Below are 15,594 nucleotides of genomic sequence, written 5' to 3' on the forward strand. Positions count from 1 at the left end.
GCTCAGGCCTCCTTCGCAGCTTGCTTGATGGCCGCGCGGATGCGGCTATAGGTGCCGCAGCGGCAGATATTGCCGGCCATTGCGGCATCGATATCCGCGTCGGTGGGATTGGCGTTCTGCGCGATCAGCGCCGCCGCCGACATCACTTGCCCAGACTGGCAATAGCCGCACTGCACCACGTCGATTTCGCGCCACGCCTTCTGCACTTTCTGACCGGCGGGCGTCGCGCCCACGGCCTCGATGGTGGTGATCTTGCGGCCTTCGAGCGCCGCGACCGGCAGCACGCAGGAGCGCGTCGCCTCGCCGTCCAGATGCACGGTGCAGGCGCCGCATTGCGCAATGCCGCAGCCGAATTTGGTGCCCGTCAGGCCGATGATGTCGCGCAGCACCCAGAGCAGCGGCATGTCGGGTGGCGCGTCGATCGTGTGGGTCTCGCCATTGATGGTTAAAGTCGTCATGAGGCGGCTCTCCGCTGTGGGGGGTATCGATGATTGTTGACTGCGTTCGATCAATCGAAGGCCATGCAAGCGCGTTGTTCCAGCAACCTGCGCAAATCGTGTGGCGTTTGCGCTAACTGCGCGCGAATGCGGCCTTGCAAGGACTGGGCGAGTGTAGCGCCGACTTTATTCGCGCGCTGATTAGCTTGCCAATGCGATGTCAATACGATGCCAATACGATAACGGCCGCTCCATAACGACAGGCGTTCTGGCGTTGCGCTACCATCCCTTGAAGCCGCGCAATATCGAACGCATATACAGCCCTTCACGCACCCCCAAGGAGCCGCCACGATGGACGAAGCCCGCGCGATTCAATTTCTCTCCGAAGTCCGCAAGCCGCTGCTCAATCTGCACAAGGCCATGCTCGATCACGAGCGCGCCGAATACGAGCGCGAATTCGGGCCGACCACGCCCGCGGCCTTTTTGCAGGTACTCATCAACGGCACGGGATTTCGCTGGCTGATGCCGTTCTCGACGGTGATCGCCAATGTCGACGAAACGCTGGACGCGAAGGACGCTAAGCCCGAAGACCGCATCGGTGCGGTCGAAGGCGTGACGGCTCTCTTTTCCGGCGAGGAATCGGCGGAATTCTTCGAGCGCTATCAGGCGCTGTTGCAGAAGAGTCCTGAAGTGCTGCAACGGCACGGTGTCGTTGCGCAGTTGCTCAACGGCGTCAAGAACTGACGTTCCTCCCAAGGCCGCGCGTCACGACTCAAAGGGCGCGCGCGGCTTTCTTCGCGGCGCTCAGACGCCGCCACAAGGTCGTCTTGCTGATGCCGAGCATCGCGCACACGCGCTCGCGATCGCCGCCGCAGGCTTCGAGCGCCGCGCGGATTTCATCGGCTTCCACGGTGAGGCTGCGTTCGCGCAAGGTGCGCGGTTCCTGCACCGCCTCATGCTGGTCGGGCGCCACGTTGCGCACCGTCTCGAACACCTCCGGCGCAATCGCGCGCAGCACCTCGGGCGTGAGCACGTCCACTTCGGAATCCGCGAGTTCGACCACCATCCGCTCGACCACGTTTTGCAGTTCGCGCACGTTGCCAGGCCAGCGATGGCGTTCGAGCGCGAGTCCGATGGCGTCGAGCGCGCGCGCCGCATCGTCCTGAGTGCGCACGCGCAGCGCCACGCGCGGCTCGCGGCGCGCCGACTGCAGCAGCAGTTCCGCCGCCAGCGGCACGATATCCGCAACGCGTTCGCGCAGCGGCGGAATCGCCAGGTTGAGAATGTTCAGGCGATAGAACAGATCGGCGCGAAATGCGCCGCTTTCGATCTGCTCGGTGAGCGCGCGGTGCGTCGCGGCCACCACGCGCACATCGACGCGCGTTGGCTCCGTCGCGCCCAGACGCACCACTTCGCGCTCCTGAAGCACGCGCAGCAGACGGCTTTGCAACGGCAACGGCATTTCGCCGATTTCATCGAGAAACAGCGTGCCGCGATGCGCCGCCTCGATCAGCCCAACCTTGCCGCCGCGCCGCGCGCCCGTGAACGCGCCTTCCTCGTAACCGAACAATTCGCTTTCCAGCAACGCCTCGGGAAACGCGCCGCAATTGATCGCGACAAACGGAAAATCGCGCCGCGGGCTCTCACGGTGAATGCCCTGCGCGACCATTTCCTTGCCGGTGCCGCTTTCGCCGCGAATCAGCACGGTCGCATCCGATTTCGCATAGCGCTGCGCCAGTTGGCGCACGCGGGCGATGCCCGGGGTCGCGCCGCTCAAGTCGCCGATGCGGTAACGCGCCACGAACTGCTGCGTGCGCTGACGCGTGCGCAAGGTGCGGTCCAGGCGCTCGACCGCGCGCGACTCCTGGAACGTCAGCACCGCGCCCGTCGTCACGCCGTTATCGACCAGCGGGCCGCGATGCACGACATAGCTCACGCCACGGATGGTTTCGAGCGATTCGCCGTCGGCGTCGGGCAATGTGAAGGCGATGTCGGGCGCGAGCGACGCCAGCGGCTGGCCCGCCGCCGCAGCCGGGTCGATGCCGAGCACGCCCGCCAGACGCTGGTTGATCGCCTCCACGCGCCCGCGCGCATCGAGCGCCACCACGCCGTCGCGCAGATGCTGGAGCACGCTGTCCAGGCGCTGGCGGCGCTGCGTTTCGCGCCATGTCGCCTGCACGACTTCGAGCGCATTGTCGAAAGCCGCCCGCACGGAGGAACGCGAATACACGAAAAACGGCACCAGGCCGAAGCGCGCCGCCAGATCGTTCACATGGCCCGGGCCGACCACCGCGCCCACGCCGCGATCGCGCAGATCGAGCACGCAGGCTTCGGCGTCCTGCACCGTGCGATATGAGGCGAACACCACGTCGATGCCGTAGGCGCTCGCGAAGCGGCGCACTTCCATGGGCGTCTCGCCGTAGGTCACGAGCGCGACCAGATCGGCCTCGCGGCGCGCGCGCGCCAGCGCCTGCATCACGTCGAAGCCGGTGGGCTGCACCAGCACCACGGGCAGGTCGATGCGCGCCTTCAGATAGGTGCCGTTCGAGCCTGCCGCCACCACCACGTCGGGGCGCTGGTTCGGGCCTGCCGCCGCGATTTCCGCGACCGCCTCCTCGAAGCCGCGCGCCACCACACGCAGATCGGCCAGATCGTCGTACTCGCCGGCGATATCGCGGAACAGATCGCGCAGGCGGCTGATGCCCATCGCCCAGACGCGCGGGCGGAAGGGCTCGGAAGGATTGGCGGGGTTGGGTGGAAAGCGGTTCATCGACGGCGCGGGCAGTTTTCAGACGAAATTTCATTATCGCGCTTCAATTTCATAATTGAAATCACGATTTCATAGTGGAAATCGGGGCAAGAACCCCGTCGGCGCCGTTCAGGCGCAAAATCAACGTCTTAGACAACGCCTCGCCTGACGCTTTCGCGCTGGCACGGTATCTGCATTATCAGCGCCGATTCCTTCGGAGACTTCACGCATGAACAGCAAATTCCCCGCAAGCGCCGGCGCGAAATTCCGCGCGGCCGTGGCTACCGAACAACCGTTGCAAGTCGTGGGTGCGATCACCGCCTACGCCGCCAAACTGGCCGAGCAGACCGGCTTCAAGGCCGTCTATCTCTCTGGCGGCGGCGTGGCCGCTAACTCGCTGGGCGTGCCCGATCTGGGCATCAGCACGATGGACGACGTGCTGATCGACGCGCGCCGCATCACCGACGCCGTGGACATCCCGCTGATGGTCGACATCGACACCGGCTGGGGCGGCGCCTTCAACATCGCGCGCACCATCAAGTCGTTCATCAAGGCGGGCGTGGCCGCCGTGCACATGGAAGATCAGGTGGGCCAGAAGCGCTGCGGCCATCGCCCGAACAAGGAAGTCGTGCCGATCGACGAAATGGTCGACCGCGTGAAGGCTGCTGTGGACGCGCGCACCGACGACGGCTTCGTCATCATGGCGCGCACCGACGCCGCCGCCGCCGAAGGCATCGACTCCGCCATCGAGCGCGCCGTGGCCTACGTGGAAGCGGGCGCGGACATGATCTTCCCCGAAGCCATGAAGACGCTCGACGACTATCGCCGCTTCAAGGCCGCCGTGAAGGTGCCGATTCTCGCGAACCTGACCGAATTCGGCTCGACGCCGTTCTTCACCACCGAGGAACTCAAGAGCGCCAACGTCGACATCGCGCTTTACTGCTGCGGCGCATATCGCGCCATGAACGCCGCCGCGCTGAACTTCTACGAGACGGTCAAGCGCGACGGCACGCAGAAAGCCGCCGTGTCGACCATGCAGTCGCGCGAGGATCTGTACAAATATCTCGGCTATCACGAATACGAAGACAAGCTCGACGCGCTGTTTGCATCGAAGAAGTAAGCGGCTGACGCGTCCGCGATACGTTTTGAACCTATTAGATCGAGAGAGGAAGACACCATGAGCGAAACGGACAACACCACGCAAAGCGCAGGCGGCTTCAAGCCGAAGAAGTCGGTCGCGCTGTCGGGCGTGGCGGCGGGCAACACGGCGCTGTGCACCGTGGGCCGCACCGGCAACGACCTGCACTATCGCGGCTATGACATCCTGGATCTCGCCACCGCCTGCGAATTCGAGGAAGTCGCGTATCTGCTGGTGCATGGCAAGCTGCCGAACACGGCCGAGCTGGCCGCGTACAAAACGAAGCTCAAGGCGCTGCGCGGCTTGCCCGCGAACGTAAAGGCGGCGCTCGAATGGGTGCCCGCTTCGGCGCATCCGATGGACGTGATGCGCACGGGCGTGTCGGTGCTGGGCACCGTGCTGCCCGAGAAGGACGACCACAACCTGCCGGGCGCGCGCGATATCGCCGACCGTCTGATGGCCTCGCTCGGCTCGATGCTGCTGTACTGGTATCACTACTCGCATAACGGCCGTCGCATCGAAGTGGAAACCGACGACGACTCGATCGGCGGCCATTTCCTGCATCTGCTGCATGGCGTGGAGCCGTCGAAGTCGTGGGTCGACGCGATGCACGTTTCGCTCAACCTTTACGCCGAACACGAGTTCAACGCGTCGACCTTCACGGGTCGCGTGATCGCGGGCACGGGCTCGGACATCTATTCGGCGATTACCGGCGCAATTGGCGCGCTGCGCGGCCCGAAGCACGGCGGCGCGAACGAAGTGGCGTTCGAAATCCAGTCGCGCTACGAAGACCCGGATCAGGCGGAAGCGGACATCCGCGCGCGCGTCGAGAAAAAGGAAGTGGTGATCGGCTTCGGCCATCCGGTCTATACGATCTCGGACCCGCGCAACAAGGTCATCAAGGAAGTCGCCAAGAAGCTCTCGAAGGAACAGTCGAACCTGAAACTGTTCGATATCGCCGAGCGCCTTGAATCGACGATGTGGGAAGTCAAGAAGATGTTCCCGAACCTCGACTGGTTCAGCGCGGTTTCGTATCACATGATGGGCGTGCCGACCGCGATGTTCACGCCGCTGTTCGTGATTGCGCGCACCGCAGGCTGGAGCGCGCACATCATCGAACAGCGCATCGACAACAAGATCATCCGTCCGAGCGCGAACTACACCGGCCCGGAAAACCTCAAGTTCGTGCCGATCGGCAAGCGTTAAATCTGCTTCGTTAGCCATTCGGCTAATGGGAAACGCCGACCCGCACGCGTAGAGTTGTGCGGGTCGGCACCCGCTTACTACACATTGGTCCCCCAGCCGTGAATACTGCCCACCGCAAGCCACTTCCCGGCACCCGGCTCGACTACTTCGACGCGCGCGAAGCCGTCGAAGCGATCCAGCCCGGCGCCTGGGACACGTTGCCCTACACCTCGCGCGTGCTCGCCGAAAACCTCGTGCGCCGTTGCGAGCCCGCTACCCTCGCCGCCTCGCTCCAGCAGCTTATCGAGCGCAAGCGCGACCTCGATTTCCCGTGGTTTCCGGCGCGCGTCGTCTGCCATGACATCCTCGGCCAGACCGCGCTCGTCGATCTGGCGGGCCTGCGCGACGCCATCGCCGATCAAGGCGGCGACCCTGCCAAGGTCAACCCGGTCGTGCCGGTCCAGCTGATCGTCGATCACTCGCTGGCGGTGGAATGCGGCGGCTTCGATCCGCAGGCGTTCGAGAAGAACCGCGCGATCGAAGATCGCCGCAACGTCGACCGCTTCGACTTCATCAACTGGACGAAAAAGGCCTTCAAGAACGTCGACGTGATTCCGCCTGGCAACGGCATCATGCACCAGATCAATCTGGAGAAGATGTCGCCGGTGATCGGCGTGACGGACGGCGTCGCCTATCCGGATACCTGTGTCGGCACCGACAGCCACACGCCGCACGTGGATGCACTGGGCGTGATCGCCATCGGCGTGGGCGGCCTGGAGGCCGAAAACGTCATGCTGGGCCGCGCGTCGTGGATGCGCCTGCCGGATATCGTCGGCGTGGAGCTGACCGGCAAGCGGCAGCCCGGCATCACGGCCACCGACGTCGTGCTCGCACTCACCGAATTCCTGCGCAAGGAAAAGGTCGTGGGCGCGTATCTGGAGTTTCGCGGGGTTGGGGCGTCGAGCCTCACGCTCGGCGACCGCGCCACGATCTCGAACATGGCGCCCGAGTATGGCGCGACGGCCGCGATGTTCTTCATCGACGAACAGACGCTCGACTATCTGCGCCTGACGGGCCGCGAGGAAGAGCAGGTCGCGCTGGTCGAAACCTACGCGAAGACCGCTGGCCTGTGGGCGGATTCGCTTGCGCATGCGCAATATGAGCGCACGCTGACGTTCGATCTTTCCAGCGTCGTGCGCAACATGGCCGGTCCGTCGAACCCGCACAAACGCCTGCCCACGTCCGCACTGGCGGAGCGCGGCATTGCGGGCAAGTGGGAAGAAACGCCGGGCCAGATGCCTGACGGCGCGGTCATCATCGCGGCCATCACGAGCTGCACGAACACCAGCAACCCGCGCAACGTGATCGCCGCCGCGCTGCTCGCGCGCAATGCGAACGCGCGCGGCCTCACACGCAAGCCGTGGGTGAAGAGTTCGCTCGCGCCGGGATCGAAGGCGGTCGAGCTTTACCTGGAAGAAGCGAAGCTGCTGCCGGAGCTGGAAAAGCTGGGCTTTGGCATCGTCGCGTTTGCGTGCACGACGTGTAACGGCATGTCGGGCGCGCTCGATCCGAAGATCCAGCAGGAAATCGTCGATCGCGACCTGTACGCCACGGCGGTGTTGTCGGGCAACCGCAACTTCGACGGCCGTATCCATCCGTACGCGAAGCAGGCGTTTCTGGCCTCGCCGCCGCTGGTGGTGGCCTACGCGATCGCGGGCACGATTCGCTTCGACATTGAGAAAGACTCACTGGGTAAGGATCAAAACGGCCAGCCGGTCTATCTGAAGGATCTCTGGCCGAGCGACGAGGAAATCGACGCGATCGTGGCGCAGAGCGTGAAGCCGGAGCAATTCCGCAAGGTGTACGAACCGATGTTCGCGATCACGGCCGCGAGTGGGGAGACCACGGATCCGCTCTACGACTGGCGCCCGCAAAGCACGTATATTCGCCGCCCGCCGTACTGGGAAGGCGCGCTGGCAGGCGAGCGCACGCTGCGTGGCTTGCGACCGCTGGCCGTGCTGGGCGACAACATCACGACGGACCATCTTTCGCCGTCGAACGCGATCCTGGCGGATAGCGCGGCGGGCGAATACCTCGCGAAAATGGGCCTGCCTGAAGAGGACTTCAACTCGTACGCGACGCACCGCGGCGACCACCTGACGGCGCAGCGCGCGACCTTCGCGAACCCCACGCTCATCAACGAGATGGCGGTGGTGGACGGCGTGCAGAAGAAAGGCTCGCTAGCACGCCTCGAACCGGATGGCAAGGTCACGCGCATGTGGGAGGCGATTGAAACCTACATGGAGCGCAAGCAGCCGCTCATCATCATTGCGGGTGCGGACTACGGCCAGGGATCATCGCGCGACTGGGCGGCGAAGGGCGTGCGGCTGGCGGGCGTGGAGGCGATCGTGGCGGAAGGCTTCGAGCGGATTCACAGAACGAATCTGATTGGCATGGGCGTATTGCCGCTGGAGTTCAAGGCGGGCACGAACCGCACGACGCTAGCGATTGACGGCACGGAGACTTACGACGTGATCGGCGAGCGGACCCCGCGAGCGGACCTCACGCTGGTGATGGTGCGCAAAAACGGTGAACGCGTACAAGTACCGGTAACGTGCAGACTGGACACAGCGGAAGAAGTCTCGATCTACGAAGCAGGCGGCGTGCTGCAGCGCTTCGCACAAGACTTCCTCGAATCATCCCAGTCAGCGTAACCACCAAATAGCCCCTCTCCCTTCGGGAGAGGGGTTGGGGAGAGGGGAAAGGGGGAGAGGGAAACGAGGGGGAGAGGGTGCCGTGACCCAGCTAGAGCGCGCAAAGTTTCTACGCCAGCACATGACCGAAGCCGAGCAACTGCTCTGGCGTCACCTGCGCGCCCACCGCCTCTGCGGCGAAAAGTTTCGCCGCCAACACCCCATCGGCCCCTACATCGTGGATTTCATGCACTGCGGCTCACGTGTAGTCATTGAAGCCGACGGCGGACACCACAACGGCAGCGCTAGCGATGCCGTACGCGACACGTGGCTGAAGAACCGGGGCTGCACCGTCCTGCGCTTCTGGAACGACGAGATACTGCAGAACACCGAGGCGGTGCTTGAGGTGATTCTGATGGCGGTTGCCAGACGCGCTGCCCCCTCTCCCCCGGCCCCTCTCCCACAGGGAGAGGGGAGACAAACTGTTGAAACGGGAATTTTATGAGCCAATTACCCCAGATCAAGATTGCCGCCACCTATATGCGCGGGGGCACCAGCAAAGGCGTGTTTTTCCGCCTCCAGGATCTGCCCGAGGCCGCGCAGCAGCCCGGCCCGGCGCGCGACAAACTACTCATGCGCGTCATCGGCAGTCCCGACCCCTACGGCAAGCAGATCGACGGCATGGGCGGCGCGACCTCCAGCACCAGCAAAACCGTGATCGTCGCCAAAAGCACCCGCCCCGGTCACGATGTCGACTATCTGTTCGGTCAGGTCGCCATCGACAAAGCCTTCGTGGACTGGAGCGGCAACTGCGGTAATCTCTCCGCCGCAGTCGGCCCGTTCGCCATCAGCGGCGGCCTGATCGACCCGGAGCGAGTGCCCGATAACGGCGTCGCCACCGTGCGCATCTGGCAGGCCAACATCGGCAAGACCATCGTTGCGCACGTGCCCATCACCAACGGCCTGGTGCAGGAAACCGGCGACTTCGAGCTCGACGGCGTGACCTTCCCCGCCGCCGAAGTCCAGCTCGAATTCCTCGACCCCGCAGCCGAGGAAGAAGGCGCGGGCGGCGCGATGTTTCCCACCGGCAACCTCGTCGACGACCTCGACGTGCCGGGCGTCGGCACGCTAAAGGCGACGATGATCAACGCGGGCATCCCGACGATCTTCGTGAACGCCGAAGCCATCGGCTACACCGGCACGGAATTGCAGGACGCCATCAACAGCGACGCCAGCGCGCTGGAGAAGTTCGAGACCCTGCGTGCTCACGGCGCGCTGCGCATGGGCCTCATCAAGGACCTCGACGAGATCGCCACGCGCCAGCACACGCCCAAGATCGCCTTCGTCGCGAAGCCCGCGGACTATACGGCTTCGAGCGGCAAGCGCGTGCAAGCCGGCGACGTCGATCTGCTGGTGCGCGCCATGTCGATGGGCAAACTGCATCACGCGATGATGGGCACGGCTGCCGTCGCCATCGGCACGGCGGCGGCCATTCCGGGCACACTCGTGAACCTCGCGGCGGGCGGCGGCGAGCGCAATGCCGTGCGCTTCGGCCATCCGTCGGGAACGCTGCGTGTAGGCGCCGAAGCAAACCAGCAAGACGGCCAATGGAGCGTCACCAAGGCCATCATGAGCCGCAGCGCGCGCGTGCTGATGGAAGGCTGGGTGCGGGTGCCGGGAGATGCGTTTTAAGCAACGCGATTTGCACTGCGGACAAAAAAACCCTGCCGCATCGCTGCGTCAGGGCTTTTTTTCGTCGTGCTGAAAACGTGAACCGGCCGCCTTAACTCTGCGGCGTCGGCAGATACGGCATCGGGTCGACCGGCTTGCCGTCGCGGCGCACTTCGAACAGCACGGCCACGCGGTCGTTGTTCTCGTTGCCCATCTCGGCGATCTGCTGACCTTGATGCACGGTGTCACCCGTCTTCACCAGCAGGCGGCGATTGTGCGAATACGCCGTCAGGAAGTCCTTGTTGTGCTGGACGATGATGAGGCTGCCGTATCCATTGAGGCCGGTGCCCGCGTACATGACCTTGCCGTCCGCAGCCGCCAGCACGGGATCGCCCGCCTTGCCGCCGATCTCGATGCCGCGCGTCGTACCCGGCTCGAACGGCTCCACCACATGACCGCGCGCGGGCCACATGAGCGCCACACTGTCCGCATGACGCGCGACTTCGGCGGCCACCGCACGGCTTTGCGCCGTATTGGCGACTGCCGCAGCGCCGCCCTGCGCGGGCGCGGCCTGCTGCACGATGATCGTCTGCGTCGAAACCAGCTTGAGCGACTGACCGGCACGCAGTCGGCCGTTTGGCTTCAGATGGTTCCACGCGGTCAGATCCCTGACCGACACGTTATGTGCCGCCGCGATGCGCTGCAACGAATCGCCGCGGCGCACGCGCACATAGGTGGTTTTGGTGACAGTGCGCTTGACCGGCGTGCTCGCTGCCTGCGCAGCGGCGCTGGCGGCGTCGGTTGCCGGACTGGTCGCCGCCGACGGATCGGGCTGCGGCTGCGGCGTCTGGGGGTCGCTAACGTTAGCGCAAGCGCCCAGCAGAAGACTCAGGCCAAGCCCACTCAGGCCTGCCAAAAATCGTGTCAGACCGGATGCGCTTTGCCCCGAACGATCTTCGAACATTTTCGATGCTCCTTGTTGCATGCGGCGAGCCTGGGTTCCGGCCGGTCAAAGGACGATTTGCCGCGTTTCAACGCGCTCCCGCCCCGCCGATTCAACCGCGAAACCCTCAGCCCCACCACCTCCATCTTCATTCAAAATGCGTGCTTTATCGAATAAAAGCGCCCAATGTCGCGCAAACAGTCTTTGCCACGACTACGCTCTATCTCAAAAGCGATCCGGCATTGTATGCGCATTTCATAGGCAACATTCAGGCCACTACACTCTGATACAACTCTTGCGCGCCTGAATTTGCACGTCGTTGCCGCCTGCTAACCTGCGCCAGATCGCGCCCCTTATCTCTTCTGCATAACGGCAATCCCCAACAGAACTTGAACGCCAGACCTGCCCCTATTAACGTCTTATCCGAATGGCCAGCATTCGAGCTAGCGCACTGAAAGCCGTTTGAAATTAAGGTAGTATGGCCAACATCCCGGTAAAATCCGCCCCACTGGAACCTCCCCGCGTCAATCAGGTCATTTCCTGGTCAAGGTGCTGACTTCGTCCTTCGCGGGTTACATTCCGTCGTCGCCCACTTTTTTCTCCGCTGCCTCGCGCAGCCGCCGCCGTTGAGCCTGCGCTCCGGAAGCGGGCCCTCGCAGCGGTTTTTTGCATGCGCCAGCCGGGCCGTGCGCGCCATCGGGCGTGCCAGCCAGGACAGCGCCGGATCCATGTCACAGTCTTCCAATCGTCTAGTCGAACTCGACTTCTTTCGCGGGCTTGTCCTGCTGATCATCGTCGTCGATCACATCGGCGGCAGCATTCTGTCGCGCGTTACGCTGCACGCCTACGCGCTGTGCGACGCCGCCGAAGTATTCGTGTTCCTCGGCGGCTTCGCCACCGCCACCGCGTGGACCGCGCTCTGCGCGCGCCGCACCGAGGCCGCGGCGCGCCAGCGCTTCATCAAGCGCGCGTTCGAGATCTATCGCGCCTTTGTCGTGACCGCGCTGCTCATGCTGCTGGTGACGGCGATCCTCGTCGCCTGCAATGTCGACGCGCCCAATCTCGCCACCACCGATCTCGACGACCTGACGCTCGCACCCGCCGCGGCGCTGCGCGACATCGTGCTGCTGCGCCGCCAGCCCTATCTCGCCAGCGTGCTGCCGATGTACGCCTGCTTTGCGCTGGCCGCGCCCCTCGCCCTGCCGCTGGCGCGCTCGCGGCCCTGGCTGCTGGTCGCGATCAGCCTCGCGCTATGGGGCGTTGCGCCGCACCTCGCGCCGTATCTCCCGCACGTCGACGACGTCAACTGGGACTTCAATCCGTTCGCGTGGCAGTTGCTGTTCGTGGCGGGCGTGATCGCCCAGGCGCAGCCGGTGTTCCAGACCACAACCGCCAGGCCGAAGCTCGGTACGCTCGTCACGATGCTCGCGCTCCTCGTGGTCGCCGCCGCTGCGATCTATCGCCTGCATCTGGGCAACACGGCGCTCGACGCCGATTTCAAACGCAACCTCGCGTGGTTCCGCGCGCTCAACTTCTTCGGCATCGCGTGGCTCACGGCGCATGCAATCCGCCTGGGCTGGGCGAAGAAACTCGCCATCGCGCTGCCGTGGGTGGGCCTGGTCGGCCGCAAGGGGATGCTGTCGTTCGTCGCAGGCGCGGTGATCTCGCTGACCGTCGATTCCGTGCTGTACTGGTACACGGACGGCTATCTCGACTATCCGGCCGGCCTCGCCGCCGATGTCATCGCGTTGACCGCGCTGTTTGCCGTTGCGCGCGCGTCCGATCCACTCAGGCGTTTGCTGCCGTCACGCGCCAAGGCGTCTGCCTGAGGACCGTCGCCCCTTCGCAATGCGCGCGGCCACTGGCGCACCCGGCGCGGTTTCCTGCCGTCACGGGCCACTGCTAGTATGTTGACCCCGCGCCGCAGGCGCGTTCTTTCGAGCCAGCTTTCCTGCCATGCGCAGACTCTCACGCACCGCGCCGTTTGCCTCGCTGCCTGAAATCGTGCGTCCCGCGCTTGCGTCATTCGTAGCCCTGATAGCCGTGGCAACACTCGCCGTTCACGCGGCAAGCGCCGCAGCCAGCACCATCGCCTCGCGCACCTTCCACGCCAACGCGCTGGATCGGGAATGGCCCTACGTGGTCTATCTGCCCACCGGTTATCACGCCGACAGCGTGCGCTATCCCGTGCTGTATCTCCTGCACGGCAACAACGGCGAGCCGATGGACTGGGTCACGCAAGGCGCGCTGCAAAGCACGGCCGACGTGCTGATCGCGCGCCACGAGATACCGCCGGTCGTGATCGTGATGCCGCAAGGCGGCACCGACTGGTATGTCGATCGTAAGGAAAAGATGGAGACGGCGTTCTTCTCGGACCTGATGCCGGAGATCGAGTCGCACTTCGCCGTCGCCGATACGCGTGACGGCCGCGCGATCGGCGGCGTGTCGATGGGCGGCTTCGGCGCGCTGCGTTATACGCTCGAACATCCCGACCTGTTCTGCGGCACGCTGCTGCTGTCGCCCGCGATCTACTCGGGCGATCCGCCGCCGGCGTCTTCTGCGCGGCGCGTGGGCGTGTTCGGCGAACAAAAATTCGACTCGCACATCTGGCGCACGCTCAACTATCCCACGCTCTGGAGCGGCTATTTTGGCCGCCCGTGGCGGGTGCCCTTTTTCATCGCCTCGGGAGACGACGACCTCGTGATCCAGGCCGAATCGTCGCTGCTCTACACGCGCCTGCGCGAAGCCGGCAACCCGGCGGCGCTGCGCATCGTCGATGGCGGCCACGTCTGGCCGGTGTGGCGCGAGCTGCTGCCCGCCGCGCTCAAGTACACGCTTGCCTGCGTGCGCTGAGCGCGCGTGGTTTCAACGCGCCTGATCGAACCTGAACAGGCGCCGCCCGGCGTCATTCCGCCCAATTCGCCCACAGCACCATCAGCACCGTCATGAGGGCCGGGCCGATGAAGATGCCGATCAGGCCAAACGTAGTCGCGCCGCCCAGGATGCCGAACAGCACGAGCAGGAACGGCAGCCGCGTGGAATTGCCGATCAGCACGGGGCGCACGAAATGCTCGGCGACGAACACCACCACCACGCCCGTCACGGCCACCACGATGGCGCTCACGATCGTGCCCTGCGCCGCCAGCCAGAGCGCCGCGCCGAAGAACACGAGCGGCGCGCAGAACGGCAGCATCGCCGCAATGGCGGTAATCGTGCCGAGCAGCGCCGCATGGGGCACGCCCGTGAACATATAGGCGATGCCGAGCAGCACGCCTTCGCCCAGCCCCACCACCACCAGTCCCGTCACCGTCGCGCGCACGGCTGCGGCCATGCGCTGGAGCAACTGCGCGCCGTCCGCGCCGAACGCCCGGCGCGCGCCGCGCATCATCGTGCTGGAGAGCTTCGGACCCGCCTGCAGCACCACGAACAGCGTCACGAGCATGAAACTGAAGGTCACCGACGCATGGACCGCACGCGCGCCGAAATGCCGCCCGAACGACACGATGGCGTCGCCGTGCAGCCCCTTCATGGCAGGCGATTCCTTCAACGGCTGGGCAAGATTGGCCTGCCACCAGTCGCTCACCTGGCGGCTGCCGAGAGGCAGATGCGAGACGAAATCGGGCACCGGCACGCCGTTCTCCAGCGCCGCGCGCGCCCACAGGTAAAGATCATGCGCCTCGCCCCCGGCCTGGATTGCCGTGAGCGTGATCGGCAGCACGACCAGCAGCGCAATGGCGACCGTGAGCACGGTCGCCAGCCAGGTGGTGCGGCCACGGAACAGCGGGTGCCGCTCGATGGCCTGGTAGGCCGGCCAGAGGACGATGGCGAGCACACAGGCCCACGCCACGGCGGGCAGGAATTCCCGCACGACCCACAGGGCCAGCAGGACGAGCACGGCGTACAGGGCGGCCGAGGCGGCGCGCTGGAGTTTTTGCTCGTTTGCGGAGTTCGGAGCAGGCGGGCGATGAATCATGTAACCTCGTGAAAATTCGGCAAATTAGCTCGTGCAAGACGAGCCGCCAGCATAAGGGCGACAGAGCAAAAACGCGACCCAACTGTCCCTCGCCCTCGTGATCCAGTCAGGTCCCCGCCAGCTATCGGCGTTCCCACCCCGCTCAAATGCTCCCCTCCAGGCCGATTTCCATGTCGCGCCTCGCACAACACTGCGTTGCACAAATTCGAAGGGTCGGGTCTCGATCGCCCGCAAACCCGCATTCCTTCGTTAACCCGTATATGTGCCAGATCGATTGTTGCCGTTTTTGGAATGGTGTTTCAACGGCGACACAATGGCACTTGACGCCTTAGAGGAATACATTGCGGCAACCCCACTTACGGAGCCGACAATGAAGAAAAAGGCGTGCCTTGCGCTTGACGGAGCCAACGGTGAACGCATCGAAATCCTTGAACAAACGGATTCCGCGCTCGTGATCCGCTGGGTGGAACCTGGCCGTTGTCATTATGGCGAGCAGCGCTGGCGCCGCCGCTCGGCGCATACGTCGGGCACCTGCGCCGTCTCGCGCCGCAAGATCCGCCGTGGCGACGCCGTGTTCAAACCGGCAGAGCGCCCTGCGCCGCTCAACGCGTCGGTGATGATCGCGGCCGAAGTGTTCGGCGATCTCGTCGCCAACGTGCCGTATGGCGAAGCGGCCTGACGCGCTGAAAGCTGTCGGAAGCGGCCGCTTTGCAGGCAAGCGGCGATAAAGCGATTAGGTTAGATCCCGTAATAATCGCGATCCCGATGCCCACCGGCGGATCGCAAACGCCTCAGGCAAGACGGA

Annotated in this window: 13 protein-coding genes; 9 read left to right on the top strand and 4 right to left on the bottom strand. The window is 64.7% G+C overall.

Annotated elements, in window-relative coordinates; genetic code table 11:
* Window positions 1–2: 2 nt before the first annotated feature.
* On the bottom strand, window positions 3–458 hold the full coding sequence (locus tag F4827_RS26695) for a (2Fe-2S)-binding protein (protein ID WP_183729144.1): 456 nt from the start codon (window positions 456–458) through the stop codon (window positions 3–5).
* Between the two features lie 330 nt (window positions 459–788).
* Here F4827_RS26695 and F4827_RS26700 point away from each other — a divergent pair, with 330 nt between their 5' ends.
* A complete protein-coding gene (locus F4827_RS26700; protein WP_183729147.1) occupies window positions 789–1,181 on the top strand; it encodes a hypothetical protein in 393 nt (130 codons plus the stop codon).
* 28 nt (window positions 1,182–1,209) lie between these two features.
* Here the strand turns inward: F4827_RS26700 and prpR are convergent, their stop codons facing one another.
* Window positions 1,210–3,207, bottom strand: coding sequence for a propionate catabolism operon regulatory protein PrpR (gene prpR, locus F4827_RS26705; RefSeq protein WP_183729150.1), 1,998 nt, complete (start codon window positions 3,205–3,207; stop codon window positions 1,210–1,212).
* Window positions 3,208–3,415: 208 nt separating this feature from the next.
* Between prpR and prpB the strand changes: the two genes are divergently transcribed.
* The 5 genes from prpB (at window position 3,416) to prpF (ending at window position 9,894) form a co-directional block, all read left to right on the top strand.
* Entirely contained in the window at window positions 3,416–4,306 is an 891-nt protein-coding gene (prpB, locus tag F4827_RS26710) for a methylisocitrate lyase (RefSeq protein WP_167069644.1), read from the top strand.
* A 57-nt stretch (window positions 4,307–4,363) separates the two neighbouring features.
* Window positions 4,364–5,530: a 2-methylcitrate synthase gene (gene prpC / locus F4827_RS26715; protein WP_183729153.1), complete on the top strand. Its 1,167-nt coding sequence runs from the start codon at window positions 4,364–4,366 to the stop codon at window positions 5,528–5,530.
* Window positions 5,531–5,628: 98 nt separating this feature from the next.
* On the top strand, window positions 5,629–8,223 hold the full coding sequence (gene acnD / locus F4827_RS26720) for a Fe/S-dependent 2-methylisocitrate dehydratase AcnD (RefSeq protein ID WP_183729156.1): 2,595 nt from the start codon (window positions 5,629–5,631) through the stop codon (window positions 8,221–8,223).
* Window positions 8,224–8,305: 82 nt separating this feature from the next.
* Entirely contained in the window at window positions 8,306–8,707 is a 402-nt protein-coding gene (locus tag F4827_RS26725; RefSeq protein ID WP_221303827.1) for an endonuclease domain-containing protein, read from the top strand.
* The gene (gene prpF / locus F4827_RS26730) at window positions 8,704–9,894 is read left to right on the top strand and encodes a 2-methylaconitate cis-trans isomerase PrpF (RefSeq protein ID WP_183729162.1); all 1,191 of its coding nucleotides are present in this window, start codon (window positions 8,704–8,706) and stop codon (window positions 9,892–9,894) included. The genes F4827_RS26725 and prpF overlap by 4 nt, the downstream gene beginning before the upstream one ends.
* Before the next feature lie 91 nt (window positions 9,895–9,985).
* Here the strand turns inward: prpF and F4827_RS26735 are convergent, their stop codons facing one another.
* Entirely contained in the window at window positions 9,986–10,837 is an 852-nt protein-coding gene (locus F4827_RS26735; protein ID WP_183729165.1) for a peptidoglycan DD-metalloendopeptidase family protein, read from the bottom strand.
* 707 nt (window positions 10,838–11,544) lie between these two features.
* On the opposite strand from F4827_RS26735, the gene F4827_RS26740 reads away from it, so the two are divergent.
* Together F4827_RS26740 and F4827_RS26745 are read left to right on the top strand one after the other, a co-directional pair.
* Window positions 11,545–12,645 carry an OpgC domain-containing protein gene (locus F4827_RS26740; protein WP_183729168.1) on the top strand — a complete coding sequence of 367 codons (1,101 nt, stop codon included), beginning with the start codon at window positions 11,545–11,547 and terminating at the stop codon, window positions 12,643–12,645.
* A gap of 127 nt (window positions 12,646–12,772) precedes the next feature.
* On the top strand, window positions 12,773–13,669 hold the full coding sequence (locus F4827_RS26745; protein ID WP_183729171.1) for an esterase family protein: 897 nt from the start codon (window positions 12,773–12,775) through the stop codon (window positions 13,667–13,669).
* Between the two features lie 52 nt (window positions 13,670–13,721).
* On the opposite strand, the gene F4827_RS26750 is transcribed toward F4827_RS26745, so the two are convergent.
* Complete coding sequence (locus F4827_RS26750; RefSeq protein WP_183729174.1) at window positions 13,722–14,789, bottom strand: AI-2E family transporter; 1,068 nt, start codon at window positions 14,787–14,789, stop codon at window positions 13,722–13,724.
* 370 nt (window positions 14,790–15,159) lie between these two features.
* Here F4827_RS26750 and F4827_RS26755 point away from each other — a divergent pair, with 370 nt between their 5' ends.
* Window positions 15,160–15,468 (top strand): DUF3331 domain-containing protein, encoded by a 309-nt coding sequence (locus F4827_RS26755; RefSeq protein WP_183729375.1) that lies wholly within the window; start codon window positions 15,160–15,162, stop codon window positions 15,466–15,468.
* The last annotated feature ends 126 nt before the right edge of the window (window positions 15,469–15,594 follow it).

Origin of the sequence: Paraburkholderia bannensis (assembly GCF_014200455.1) — a bacterium.
In the GTDB taxonomy this organism is placed as follows: domain Bacteria; phylum Pseudomonadota; class Gammaproteobacteria; order Burkholderiales; family Burkholderiaceae; genus Paraburkholderia; species Paraburkholderia bannensis_A.

What these genes read in the sequence shown, in the direction of transcription:
- F4827_RS26695 (WP_183729144.1), bottom strand. Translation starts at nt 458, where the DNA reads ATGACGACTTTAACCATCAATGGCGAGACCCACACGATCGACGCGCCA.
- F4827_RS26700 (WP_183729147.1), top strand. Translation starts at nt 789, where the DNA reads ATGGACGAAGCCCGCGCGATTCAATTTCTCTCCGAAGTCCGCAAGCCG.
- prpR (WP_183729150.1), bottom strand. Translation starts at nt 3,207, where the DNA reads ATGAACCGCTTTCCACCCAACCCCGCCAATCCTTCCGAGCCCTTCCGC.
- prpB (WP_167069644.1), top strand. Translation starts at nt 3,416, where the DNA reads ATGAACAGCAAATTCCCCGCAAGCGCCGGCGCGAAATTCCGCGCGGCC.
- prpC (WP_183729153.1), top strand. Translation starts at nt 4,364, where the DNA reads ATGAGCGAAACGGACAACACCACGCAAAGCGCAGGCGGCTTCAAGCCG.
- prpF (WP_183729162.1), top strand. Translation starts at nt 8,704, where the DNA reads ATGAGCCAATTACCCCAGATCAAGATTGCCGCCACCTATATGCGCGGG.
- F4827_RS26735 (WP_183729165.1), bottom strand. Translation starts at nt 10,837, where the DNA reads ATGTTCGAAGATCGTTCGGGGCAAAGCGCATCCGGTCTGACACGATTT.
- F4827_RS26740 (WP_183729168.1), top strand. Translation starts at nt 11,545, where the DNA reads ATGTCACAGTCTTCCAATCGTCTAGTCGAACTCGACTTCTTTCGCGGG.
- F4827_RS26745 (WP_183729171.1), top strand. Translation starts at nt 12,773, where the DNA reads ATGCGCAGACTCTCACGCACCGCGCCGTTTGCCTCGCTGCCTGAAATC.
- F4827_RS26750 (WP_183729174.1), bottom strand. Translation starts at nt 14,789, where the DNA reads ATGATTCATCGCCCGCCTGCTCCGAACTCCGCAAACGAGCAAAAACTC.
- F4827_RS26755 (WP_183729375.1), top strand. Translation starts at nt 15,160, where the DNA reads ATGAAGAAAAAGGCGTGCCTTGCGCTTGACGGAGCCAACGGTGAACGC.